This window comes from Pseudomonas sp. NA-150 (assembly GCF_044336365.1).
In the GTDB taxonomy this organism is placed as follows: Bacteria; Pseudomonadota; Gammaproteobacteria; order Pseudomonadales; family Pseudomonadaceae; genus Aquipseudomonas.
This window is the reverse complement of the sequence record NZ_CP172305.1, coordinates 5041013-5053566: the sequence shown is the minus strand read 5'-3', so window position 1 is coordinate 5053566 and position 12554 is coordinate 5041013. Positions and strand designations below refer to the sequence as shown.

The 12554-nt window shown below is 59.4% G+C and carries 7 protein-coding genes, 2 tRNA genes and 1 pseudogene; 6 read left to right on the top strand and 4 right to left on the bottom strand.

The window, feature by feature from the left end; translation table 11 throughout:
- Positions 1–38: 38 nt before the first annotated feature.
- Positions 39–1772 (top strand): bifunctional isocitrate dehydrogenase kinase/phosphatase, encoded by a 1734-nt coding sequence (gene aceK, locus ACF0H7_RS23825; protein ID WP_397449303.1) that lies wholly within the window; start codon positions 39–41, stop codon positions 1770–1772.
- Positions 1773–1873: 101 nt separating this feature from the next.
- Here aceK and ACF0H7_RS23820 read toward each other — a convergent pair whose 3' ends face one another.
- Positions 1874–5347 (bottom strand): NahK/ErcS family hybrid sensor histidine kinase/response regulator, encoded by a 3474-nt coding sequence (locus tag ACF0H7_RS23820; protein WP_397449302.1) that lies wholly within the window; start codon positions 5345–5347, stop codon positions 1874–1876.
- Positions 5348–5558: 211 nt separating this feature from the next.
- Between ACF0H7_RS23820 and ACF0H7_RS23815 the strand changes: the two genes are divergently transcribed.
- Both ACF0H7_RS23815 and ACF0H7_RS23810 read left to right on the top strand, forming a co-directional pair.
- A complete protein-coding gene (locus tag ACF0H7_RS23815) occupies positions 5559–6731 on the top strand; it encodes a TDT family transporter (protein WP_397449301.1) in 1173 nt (390 codons plus the stop codon).
- A gap of 136 nt (positions 6732–6867) precedes the next feature.
- Entirely contained in the window at positions 6868–8739 is a 1872-nt protein-coding gene (locus tag ACF0H7_RS23810) for an MFS transporter (RefSeq protein WP_397449300.1), read from the top strand.
- Positions 8740–8860: 121 nt separating this feature from the next.
- Here ACF0H7_RS23810 and sugE read toward each other — a convergent pair whose 3' ends face one another.
- The 3 genes from sugE to rdgC all read right to left on the bottom strand — a co-directional run bounded on the left by sugE (position 8861) and on the right by rdgC (position 11246).
- Complete coding sequence (gene sugE, locus ACF0H7_RS23805; protein ID WP_397449299.1) at positions 8861–9175, bottom strand: quaternary ammonium compound efflux SMR transporter SugE; 315 nt, start codon at positions 9173–9175, stop codon at positions 8861–8863.
- A gap of 117 nt (positions 9176–9292) precedes the next feature.
- Positions 9293–10258, bottom strand: coding sequence for a bile acid:sodium symporter family protein (locus ACF0H7_RS23800; RefSeq protein ID WP_397449298.1), 966 nt, complete (start codon positions 10256–10258; stop codon positions 9293–9295).
- 67 nt (positions 10259–10325) lie between these two features.
- Entirely contained in the window at positions 10326–11246 is a 921-nt protein-coding gene (rdgC, locus tag ACF0H7_RS23795) for a recombination-associated protein RdgC (RefSeq protein WP_397449297.1), read from the bottom strand.
- A gap of 160 nt (positions 11247–11406) precedes the next feature.
- Here rdgC and ACF0H7_RS23790 point away from each other — a divergent pair.
- From ACF0H7_RS23790 to ACF0H7_RS23780, 3 genes and pseudogenes are all read left to right on the top strand, one after another.
- A tRNA-Val gene (locus ACF0H7_RS23790) sits at positions 11407–11482 on the top strand.
- Between the two features lie 19 nt (positions 11483–11501).
- Positions 11502–11578, top strand: a tRNA-Asp gene (locus ACF0H7_RS23785).
- Between the two features lie 129 nt (positions 11579–11707).
- Positions 11708–12544 (top strand): annotated as a pseudogene (locus tag ACF0H7_RS23780) (PAS domain-containing protein); the annotation flags it as partial.
- Between the last annotated feature and the right edge of the window lie 10 nt (positions 12545–12554).

Genomic DNA, 12554 nt, shown 5'->3' with positions numbered 1-12554 from the left:
CTAAGCTCGATGTTCCGAACTCCCGCAGAGGTTTCGTTATGCCCCAACACTGGCCGGCCGCTGACATTGCGCAAATGATCCTCGATGGCTTCGACGATTATCGGGAGCATTTCCGGCAGATTGCCGATGGCGCCCGGGCGCGTTTCGAACAGGCGCAATGGCAGGAGGCGCAGCGTGCGTCGGCTGCGCGAATCAACCTCTACGAAGAAAAAGTCAGCGAAGTGATCGCGCGCTTGCACGCGACCTTCGATGAGCAGGGCTTGCTTGATGTGGAGGGCTGGCCGCTGGTGAAAAGCGCCTGCATCGACCTGATCGACGTGCGTTTCGACGATGAACTGGCAGAAACCTGGTTCAACTCGATCTTCTGCGGGCTGTTCAGCCATGACCTGATCAGCGACGGCTGCATGTTCATCCACACCACCCGACCGTCATTGCGCCGCCGTGAACATTCGGCCCAGACCCACACCTACCGGCCAGAGGGCGAACTGTCGAGCATGCTGCGACAGATCTTTACCGACTACACCTTTGACGTGGCCTTTGCCGACTTGCCCGGGGACATGCAGCGACTGGAAGCACAACTGCGGGAAAACCTGCCGGACTGGGTGTGCAAGGACCCGTTGCTCAGCGTCGAATTATTCTCGTCGGTGCTGTATCGCAACAAAGGCGCCTACCTGGTCGGGCGGATCTTCACCCCCGACGAACAATGGCCGCTGGTGATTCCGTTGTTGCACCGTGAAGGGCACGGGATTCAGGTCGATGCGCTGATCACTGACGAGTCCGAAGTCTCGATCATCTTCTCCTTCACCCGCTCGTACTTCATGGTCGACGTGCCGGTGCCGGCGGAATTCATCGGTTTCCTCAAGCGCATTTTGCCGGGCAAGCACATCGCCGAGCTGTACACCTCGATTGGCTTCTATAAGCACGGCAAGTCCGAGTTTTATCGCGCGCTGATCAACCACCTGGCCAACACCGACGACCGCTTCATCATGGCCCCCGGCGTGCGCGGCATGGTGATGAGTGTGTTCACCCTGCCGGGCTTCAATACCGTGTTCAAGATCATCAAAGACCGTTTTTCGCCGTCGAAAAACGTCGACCGCGCAACGGTGATCGAGAAGTACCGGCTGGTGAAAAGCGTCGACCGGGTCGGGCGCATGGCTGACACCCAGGAGTTCGCCGACTTCCGCTTTCCGCTGAGCAAATTCGAACCCGATTGCCTGGCCGAACTGCTGGACGTCGCGCCCTCGACGGTGGTGGTGGAAGGCGACACGGTACTGATCCGACACTGCTGGACCGAACGCCGAATGACCCCGCTGAACCTGTACCTGGAGAATGCCAACGACGCGCAGATTCACGATGCGCTGGAAGACTATGGCCTGGCGATCAAACAACTGGCCGCGGCAAACATCTTCCCCGGCGACATGCTGTTGAAAAACTTCGGCGTGACCCGACATGGGCGGGTGGTGTTCTACGACTACGACGAAATCTGCTTCCTCACCGAAGCCAACTTCCGGCGCATCCCGGAGCCGCGCACGCCCGAGGATGAAATGGCCTCGGAGCCCTGGTATTCCATCGGCCCGCTGGATGTATTTCCGGAAGAGTTTCCGCCCTTTCTGTTTGCCGACATGGGCCAGAGGCGGTTATTCAACACGCTGCATGGCGAGTTGTATGACGCCGATTATTGGAAAAGCCTGCAAGCGGCGATTCGGGCGGGGAAGGTCATCGACGTGTTCCCGTATCGGCGCAAGGGGCGATCAGACGAGGCGTTGAGCTGAAGCCTACGCAAATCTCTGTAGGAGCCAACTTGTTGGCGAGAGGCTTGACCCGGTGCAACAGATTCACTGTCTCGCGAACAAGTTCGCTCCTACAGGGATCTTCAACTCAAACTCACATGCCGGCTCAATATCGCCCGCAACGCGGCGGGCTTGACCGGCTTGGACAAATACCCCAACCCCGCCGCATGGATCTGCGCCACCAGTTCCGGACGGCCGTCGGCGCTGATCACCACGCCCGGCAGTGGTTCGCTCATCCGGGTCCGCAACCAGGCCATCAATGCAGTACCGGTTTCACCGTCATCGAGGTGGAAGTCCACCAGCGCCAGTTGTGGCCGCACGCCGTCGCTCAACAGTGCCTCGCATTCCGCGCGGTTGCGTGCCGTCCACACCTGACACCCCCAGCGCGTCAGCAGGCTGTTCATGCCGATCAGGATGCTGTCTTCATTGTCCACGCACAGCACCTGGGTGCCGCTCAACGGTTGGTTTTTTACGTCGGACAATGGCACCACTGACGGCGTCTTGCACAACGCCAGCGGCACGCTGACACTGAACACGCTGCCTTTGCCCGGCCACGAACGCACTTCCAGTTCATGGCCAAGCACCCGACACAGGCCGTCGGCAATCGCCAGCCCCAGCCCCAGGCCTTTTTCTGCGCGGGTCTGGTGGCTGTCGAGGCGTTTGAACTCTTCGAAAATCACTTGCCGTTTATCTTCCGGAATCCCCGGCCCACGGTCCCAGACTTCCAGGCTCAAATGCTCGCCTCGGCGCCGCACACCCAGCAATACCGGGCCTTGGGCGTAACGGAAGGCGTTGGTCAGGAAGTTTTGCAGGATCCGCCGCAACAGCTTCAGGTCGCTGTCGACCCGCAGGTTGCTGCCGCGCAAACGGAATTTCAGGCCTTGTTCTTGCGCCTGGGCCTTGAACTCGGCACCCAGGGTGTCGAACAGCGTGTTGAGCGGAAACGGCTGACGCACCGGGGTGATCTTGCCGTTCTCCAGGCGGGAAATGTCCAACAGGTCGCTGATCAGGTCCTCCGCCGAGCGCAGCGAACTGTCCAGGTGTTGCACCAACTGTTGCGCCTCGTTGGAGATACCGTCTTCCTGGTGGGCGAGGGCGGCAGAGAACAGCCGCGCGGCGTTCAATGGCTGCATCAGGTCATGGCTGACCGCCGCCAGAAAACGGGTTTTCGACTGGTTGGCCGCTTCTGCGGTGCCCTTGGCTTCGGTCAGCGCCACGTTCAGTTGCGACAGCTCATGGGTGCGTTCGGTCACCCGTTGTTCGAGGCTTTCGTTGGAACCCTTGAGCGCCTGTTCGGCCTCACGGAACGCGGTGATGTCAGTGAAACTCATGACGAAACCGCCGCCGGGCATCGGGTTGCCGATCAGCTCGATCACCCGGCCATTGGGGAACAGCCGCTCGGAAGTGTGCGCCCGTCCCTGACGCATCCAGTGCAGGCGGCGCGCCACGTGCACTTCGGCTTCGCCCGGACCGCACAAGCCGCGTTCAGCGTTGTGGCGGATGATGTCGGCAATCGGTCGACCAATGCTAATCAGGCCATCCGGGTAATTGAAAACTTCAAGGTAGCGATGGTTCCAGGCCACCAGCCTCAGCTCACGGTCGACCACGCTGATGCCCTGGGTCACGTTTTCAATCGCGCCTTGCAGCAGTGCGCGGTTGAATTGCAGCACCTCGGAGGCTTCGTCGGCGATGCGCACCACGTCCTCGAGCTGCATGTCGCGGCCTTCGATGGCGGCCTTGACCACCGCGCGGGTCGACGACGCGCCAAGCACACCGGCAAGTAAACGCTCGGTGTGGGCAATCCATTCCCCATCGGCGTGCTGGTTCGGGTTGAAGCCCTTACCCTGGCGGTAGGCGAAACGAATAAAGCTCTGTCGCGCGCGTTCTTCACCGACGAAACGCGCGGCCAGGCTCAGCAAGTCTTCGATCTGCACCGACAGCAACGAGCGATTGCCAGGCCGTGGGCTGACTTCCTGACCGACAAAACGCCCGGCCTGCCAGTGCTCCGAAACCCGCGTGCGCGACAGCAGCGAGACCCAGGCAAACAGGGTGAAGTTACCCGTCAGCGACAGCACCACGCCTTGGGTCAGCGGGGTGATCGGCAGGTTCAACGGGTTGCCCTGCAACCACGCCAAGCCCGGGAAGGTGCTCAGCGACCAGCCCAGACTCAGGGCAGTCAGCGGCAGGATCAAGGTGTAAAACCAGAGGAAAGTCCCGGCGGCAATCCCGGCAAATACGCCACGGCGATTGGCCTGCTTCCAGTACAAGGCACCGAGCATCGCCGGGGCCAATTGAGTGACAGCGGCGAACGCGACCTGGCCGATGGTCGCCAGGCTGGAGTTCGACCCCAGCAACCGATAACAGACGTAGGCCAGCAGCAGAATCACCACGATGCTGACCCGACGCACCGAGAGCATCCAGTAGCGGAACACTTCGAACGGGCGCTCGGCAGTTTTGCGACTGAGCAACCAGGGCAGCAACATGTCGTTGGAGACCATGGTCGACAGCGCCACGCTGGCGACAATCACCATGCCGGTGGCCGCCGAAGCGCCGCCGATGAACGCCAGCACCGCCAGCGCCGGGTGCGCCTGTGCCAGCGGCAGGCTGATCACGAACGAGTCGGGCAATACCGAACTTGGCAGCATCAACTGCCCGGCCAGCGCGATCGGCACCACAAACAAACCGGCGAGGATCAGGTAAATCGGGAAAACCCACTTCGCCAGTCGCAGGTCCTGCGGCTCGATGTTCTCGACCACGATCACCTGGAACTGCCGTGGCAAACAAATCATCGCCATCATGGCCACGCCGGTCTGCACCACCATCGATGGCCAGTTGATGGTCTCTTTCCAATACTCCTGCAAACGCGGTGCGAGCATTGCCTGACTGAACAGGTCATCGAAACCGTCGTACAGGCCAAAGGTGACAAAGGCGCCGACCGCAAGGAAGGCAAACAGCTTGACCAGGGCTTCGAAGGCAATCGCCATCACCATGCCGCGATGGTGCTCGGTGGCGTCGAGGTTGCGCGTGCCGAACAGGATGGTGAACAGCGCGAGAATCAACGACACGATCAACGCCGTGTCCTGGGCACGAGTGCCGGTGGATTCAGCGACGGCGCCGATCAGCAGGTTTACCCCGAGCACGATGCCTTTGAGCTGTAATGCAATGTAGGGCAACACGCCCACCAGGCAGATCAACGCGACCACCACCGCCAGCGACTGGGATTTGCCATAGCGGGCGGCGATGAAGTCGGCAATGGAGGTGATGTTCTCCTGCTTGCTGATCAGCACCATTTTTTGCAGCACCCACGGCGTCAACGTCAGCAGCAACACCGGGCCGAGGTAGATTGGCAGGAACGACCAGAGCTGTTCGGCGGCCTGGCCCACGGCGCCGAAGAAGGTCCAACTGGTGCAATACACGGCCAGCGACAGGCTATACACCCAGGCCCGCAGACGCGGCGGCAGGGGCGTGCTGCGTCGATCGCCGTAAAAGGCGATGAGAAACATCACGGCCATGTAGGCCAGGGCAACGGCGGCAATCAGTCCGCTGGACAGCGACATTTGAAACTCCAAAGAGCACTCTAATCAGTGCTGATGAAACAGTTTGGCATGATGGCTGGTGTTCGTCAGTTTGACCAAGGTCGTGACGCGGTCAGATGCCGCAGAACGGATATATAGGTAAAACAGATGACCTATAGAGAAAATACCCGTTATATAGATATTTCCCAAAGGCATAAGATCAATCCCACCTCACCAGAGGAAGGAGACGACCATGACTTGCCCAAATTCGATTCGCCCTGACCCCGCTGCCACCAGCGGCTTGCGCCCCCTGAGTCAACTCAGCCACCCGCGCGAAGTGATCCGTCAGTTCACCCCTAATTGGTTCGCTGCGACCATGGGCACCGGGATTTTGTCCCTGACCCTGGCGCAAGTGCCGCTGCAGATTCCTGGCCTGCGCCTGCTCGCCGAAGCCCTGTGGCTGTTCAACATCGTGTTGTTCGTGCTGTTCACCGCGCTGTATACGGCGCGCTGGGTTTTTTTCTTCGACGAAGCGCGGCGGGTGTTTGGCCACTCCACGGTGTCGATGTTCTTCGGCACCATTCCTATGGGCATGGCCACGATCATTAACGGTTTTCTGGTGTTCGGCGTGCCGCACTGGGGCGATGCGGCGGTGTCGATTGCCGAAGTGATGTGGTGGCTGGACGTGGCCATGTCCCTGGCGTGCGGTGTGCTGATTCCGTTCATGATGTTTACCCGTCAGCAACACAGCATCGATCAGATGACCGCCGTGTGGCTGCTGCCGGTGGTGGCGGCTGAAGTGGCGGCATCGAGTGGTGGTCTGCTGGCCCCGCATTTGGCCACGGCGACCGCGCAGTTTCAGGTGCTGATCACCAGTTACGTGATGTGGGCGTTTTCGGTGCCGGTGGCGTTGAGCATTCTGACGATACTGCTGTTGCGCATGGCCCTGCACAAACTGCCCCACGAAAGCATGGCGTCGTCGAGCTGGCTGGCGCTGGGTCCGATCGGCACCGGCTCGCTGGGCATGTTGGTGTTGGGCGGCGACGCACCGGCAATTTTTGCGGCCAACGGCTTGCCGGGTGTCGGTGAAATCGCCAACGGTATCGGGCTGATTGCGGGCGTCACCCTGTGGGGGCTGGGCTTGTGGTGGATGCTGATGGCGGTGCTGATCACCGTGCGCTACCTGCGCAACGGTATCCCGTTCAACCTCGGCTGGTGGGGCTTCACCTTCCCCTTGGGTGTGTATGCCTCGACCACCCTCAAGCTGGGTTCGGTGTTGAACCTGAGCTTCTTTTCGCTGCTGGGCACGTTGCTGGTGTTGAGCCTGGTGGCGCTGTGGGTAGTGGTCATGGCCCGTACCGTGCGCGGTGCTTATCGAGGGGAGTTGTTTGTCTCGCCGTGCATTGCCGGGTTGGGAAATAAGTAGCGGATGCTGTAGGACGCGTCTGAGTGAGTCGCGTCCTATCGACATTCGTCCGGGTTACCTCTTCAATGTGGCTCCGATTGGACTTCGATCCTCCAATTGAAAAAGCCGATCTCGGCGCCACTCAGGTACACGGACGATGAGTCAGTCGCAATTCAATCTGCTGGGGAAGCGGCGCTTCCTGCCGTTTTTCATCACCCAGTCCCTCGGGGCGTTCAACGATAACGTCCTCAAGCAGTCGCTGATCCTCGCCATTCTCTACAAACTGAGCATCGACGGTGATCGCTCGATCTGGGTCAACCTGTGTGCACTGCTGTTCATTCTGCCGTTCTTTTTGTTTTCGGCGCTGGCCGGGCAGTTCGGTGAAAAGTACGCCAAGGACGCGCTGATTCGTCTGATCAAGCTGGGCGAAATTGCGATCATGCTGGTCGGCGCCGCGGGCTTCATGCTCAACCATTTGTGGATGATGTTGCTGGCGCTGTTTGCCATGGGCACCCATTCGGCGCTGTTCGGGCCGGTGAAGTATTCGATCCTGCCGCAGCACCTGCATGAAGATGAACTGGTGGGCGGCAACGGCCTGGTGGAGATGGGCACGTTTTTGGCGATTCTGGCCGGGACCATTTGCGCCGGGGTGATGATGTCTTCTTCGCACTACGCGCCCATCGTCGCAACGGTGCTGTTGCTGGTGGCGTGCCTGGGTTACCTCGCCAGCCGCGGCATCCCGCGTGCGGTGGCGGCGTCACCGGAAATGCGCCTGAACTGGAACATTTTCAGTGAGTCCTGGGCGACGTTGCGTCTGGGCTTGGGCCAGACCCCGGCGGTGTCGCGCTCGATTGTCGGTAACTCCTGGTTCTGGTTCGTCGGTGCGGTTTACCTGACGCAGATTCCGGCCTACGCCAAAGAATGGCTGTACGGCGACGAGACCGTGGTGACTTTGATCCTTACGGTGTTTTCCATCGGCATTGCCGCAGGCTCGATGCTCTGTGAGCGGCTGTCGGGGCGTAAGGTCGAGATCGGTCTGGTGCCCTTCGGCTCGGTGGGCCTGACCGTGTTTGGCTTGCTGCTGTGGTGGCATTCCGGAGGTTTCCCGCAGAACGCGGTGGCCAATGACTGGCTGACGGTGTTGTCCTACGGGCAAGCGTGGTGGGTGCTGGCGGATGTGCTGGGCATCGGCGTCTTCGGCGGTTTCTACATCGTGCCGCTGTATGCGTTGATTCAATCGCGCACGTCGGAGAAAGAACGCTCGCGGGTGATTGCCTCGAACAACATTCTCAATGCGCTGTTCATGGTGGTCTCGGCCATTGTTTCGATTGTGCTGCTGAGCGTGGCCAAGCTGTCGATTCCGCAGCTGTTCCTGGTGGTGTCGCTGATGAACATCGCGGTCAACACCTACATTTTCAAAATCGTGCCCGAGTTCAGCATGCGTTTCATGATCTGGCTGCTCAGCCATTCCATGTACCGCGTCGAACACCGCAACCTTGAGGCGATCCCGGATGAAGGCGCGGCGTTGCTGGTGTGCAACCATGTGTCGTTTGTCGATGCACTGTTGATCGCCGGTTCGGTGCGTCGGCCAATTCGCTTTGTGATGTATTACAAGATCTTCAACCTGCCGGTGTTGAACTTCATCTTCCGCACCGCCGGAGCGATCCCGATTGCCGGGCGCGGCGAGGATCTGCAGGTCTACGATCAGGCGTTCAAGAAAATAGCCGAGTACCTGAATGAGGGTGAGCTGGTGTGCATCTTCCCGGAGGGCAAATTGACTACGGATGGCGAGATTGACGAGTTCAAGGGCGGGGTGACGCGGATTCTGCAAGAGACGCCGGTGCCGGTGATTCCGCTGGCGTTGCAAGGGTTGTGGGGCAGCTTCTTCAGCCGTGATCCGAACAAAGGGTTTCTGCGTCGCCTGTGGTCGCGGATTACCCTGGTGGCCGGGCCAGCGGTGCACTCCGAGGCGGCGCACCCGGCAGGGTTGCAGGCACAGGTGGCGGAGCTTCGGGGCGTGGTTCGCTAAACGACGCAAATCCCTGTAGGAGCGAACTTGTTCGCGAGGGCGGTATTTCTGGCACACCGCATCAAGCCTCTCGCCAACAAGTTGGCTCCTACAGAGACTGCGGCGCATTTGACACACCGCTTCAAGCGCTGATTTTTAGTCCCACCAACCCACACAAAATCAACGCCACACTGGCAACGCGCATCAACGCCATGGACTCACCGAACAGGATCACCCCGGCGATCACCGTGCCAATCGCACCGACCCCGGTCCAGATCGCATAGGCCGTGCCCAGCGGCAGTTCTTTCATGGCGATGCCCAGCAAGCCAAGGCTGGCAAGCATCGCAGCGACGGTCAGGGCGGTAGGCAGGGGGCGGGTGAAGCCTTCGGTGTATTTCAGGCCGACGGCCCAGCCAACCTCGAACAGGCCGGCGAAAAACAGAATGATCCAGGACATGATGACCTCCTTATATAGGGGTCGTCCCCGAAGCGGTTTTTCCTGATGGATCAGTCAGGTCGTCCTGACTGTGTGCAGTATTTTGCACAAAACCGATCCGGGGGCAAGTCCGGGGTGTTAACGAACAGTCTGCTGGCTGGCCAATTCGCGGTCGGCTTTTTCACTCATGCGGCGGAAATAGGTCGAGAGCAAGGCCCCGGAAATATTGTGCCAAACACTGAACAGCGCGCTCGGCACCGCCGCCAGTGGCGAGAAATGCGCACTGGCCAGCGCAGCGCCCAGCCCGGAGTTTTGCATGCCGACTTCCAGCGACAGCGACTTGCGTTGCGCCAATGGCAGCTTGAACAGCTTGCCGGTGAAGTAACCCAGCACGAAGCCGAAGCTGTTGTGCAACATCACCACCGCCATGATCAGCAGGCCGGATTCAGCGATCTTCGCCTGACTCGCCGCGACCACCGCACACACGATCATCACAATGCTGACCACCGAAATAAGCGGTAACACATCCACGGCAAAACCGACGCGCTTGCCCAGCACTCGCTGCGCCACCACACCCAGCACAATCGGCAGCAACACCAGTTGCAGGATCGACCAGAACATATCCATGAAGGACACCGGTAACCACGCCGAGGCCAGCAGCCAGATCAGTGCCGGGGTCAGTAGCGGGGCGAGCAGGGTGGTGACGGCGGCAATTGCCACCGACAACGCCAGGTCACCGCGGGCCAGCCAGGTCATGACGTTGGACGAGGTGCCACTCGGGCAGCAACCCACCAGAATCACCCCGACGGCAATTTCCGCCGGCAGGTGAAACGCCTGACACAACAGCCAGGCCACGCCAGGCATGATCACGAAATGCGCGACCACGCCCAAGGCCACACGCCACGGATGGCGCACGACTTCAGAAAAATCTTCGAGCTTGAGGGTCAAGCCCATGCCGAACATCACCAGGCCCAACAACGGCACGATGGCGCCCTTGAGACCGATGAAGGCAGCGGGAAACAGAAACGCCAGTACTGCGAACAACAGCACCCAATACGCAAAGGTATTACCGACAAAGCGACTCAATGCAGCCAACGCACGCATGGCGTGTTCCTTTTTATTAGAAAGATGAGTGCGCTACCGAGGTCAGCAGCGCACACGCACCGATGGCTTAGATGCCTTGAGGTAATTCTTCGCCGCCCAGCGCTTCAAACAGCTCCGGCAAGAACTCGCCGAAGGTCAGCATCATCAGGGTGAAGCTGGCGTCCAGTTGGCCGAGGGCTTCTTCGCCGCCGTCCTGTTCTGCTTGATCCTGCAACAAGTCTTCGAACTTCAGGCGCTTGACCACCATTTTGTCGTCCAGCACGAAGGACAGTTTGTCCATCCACGCCAGCGACAGCTGGGTGACGACTTTGCCAGTGCTCAGGTGCAGCTGGATTTCATCGCTGGTCAGGTCCTGGCGCTTGCAACGCACGATGCCGCCGTCTTCATGGGTATCGCGCAGCTCGCATTCGTCGAGGACGAAGAAGTTGTCGGCGGCTTTCTGGGTGGTGACCCAGTCAGTCATGACGGCGGTCGGGGCGACTTTCACCGTCAGCGGACGTACCGGCAACGTGCCGATCACTTCACGCAAGGTGGAGAGCAGGTCTTCGGCGCGCTTCGGGCTGGCGGAGTTGACCAGAATCAGCCCCTGTTTTGGCGCGATGGCGGCGAAGGTCGCGGAGCGACGAATAAAGGCACGCGGCAGGAAAGCCTGGATGATTTCATCCTTGAGCTGATCGCGTTCCTTCTTATAGACCTTGCGCATTTGCTCGGCTTCGATCTCTTCGACCTTTTCCTTCAGCGCGTCACGCACCACGCTGCCCGGCAGAATACGTTCTTCTTTACGTGCCGCGATCAGCAGGAAGTCGCCGCTGACGTGGACCAGGGGCGCGTCTTCTCCTTTGCCGAACGGTGCGACGAAGCCATAAGTGGTCAACTCCTGGCTGGCACAAGCGCGCGCTGGCTTGGTCGCCAATGCTGTTTCCAGCGCCTCGGCATCAAAAGGCAGATCTTGGGTCAGGCGATAGACAAGCAGGTTTTTGAACCACATGGGGTGAATCTCTCCTTTATACAAAGGGGGGCATTATTAGCTGCTCGGCCCTCGCGGCCAACCCTGTGCTAAGCCTTTGGCAGGATTATAAAAATTATTTAAAAAAGTGCTTGCCAGAGGTGGGGTCGCTCCGTAGAATGCGCGCCACACCGAGAGTGAAGGGTGATTAGCTCAGCTGGGAGAGCATCTGCCTTACAAGCAGAGGGTCGGCGGTTCGATCCCGTCATCACCCACCAATCCTTCTTAGTGTTACGCGCAGCGGTAGTTCAGTCGGTTAGAATACCGGCCTGTCACGCCGGGGGTCGCGGGTTCGAGTCCCGTCCGCTGCGCCATTATTTAGCTTCAAGGCCCTTGAACTCCTTGAAGCGACAAAAAAAGCGACCTTAGGGTCGCTTTTTTTATGCCTGAAATTCTTCTCCTTTCCCCGCGGTCCTGTCTCGCTGCTGATTAATATCAAACTGATGCTAATGATAGTCAGGCCCCGGTCGATGACTAAGCTGCCAATACTTCGGAGTGCGGTAATGTTCAACGGCAAGCTAAAAGCTGAAATGCGTGCGCTGCGCGAAGAATTGATGTCACTGGAGCAAGTCAAACACAGCCTTGATAGTGAAATGCTGGTGTTGTATCTCGACCCTCAGGGCAACATCGAGTCGGTTAACAGCAATTTCGAAAAAGAGATGCTGTACAGCAGCGGTCAATTGATCGGGCGCAATATCGAAGAAATTGTTCCGCCGCACGTCAAACAGCTGGATTTCTATCAGCGCCTGAAAAGCGCAATTACTCGTGGCGAACACTTGAGTGGTGCGGTTCGCCTGTTGCGGGGCGATGGGCGTGAAGCCTGGTTGCGTTCGATTGTGCAGCCGATCAAATGCCCCGACGGTCGGATCAAGCATTTCTCGGTGCATTCCAGCGACCTGACCCGCACCATCGAAACCTCCCGCGAGCACGAGAGCCTGATCAACGCACTGATGCGTTCGACGGCGGTGATCGAGTTCAATCTCAAAGGCGAAGTGCTGGCCGCCAACGATCGGTTTCTGCAAGCGATGGGCTATTCGCTGGAGCAGATCAAAGGCAAACACCACAAGATCTTCTGCGAGCCGGAAGAGGCCAGCTCTGCGGAGTATCAGAACTTCTGGGAAAAGCTGCGCCGAGGCGAGTTCATTGCCGAGCGTTTCAAGCGCGTAGACAGCCGTGGCCGCGTGGTGTGGTTGGAGGCTTCTTACAACCCGCTGCTCGATGCCCATGACCGGCTGTATAAAGTAGTCAAGTTCGCCACGGTGATCACCGACCAGATCAACCAGGAGCAAG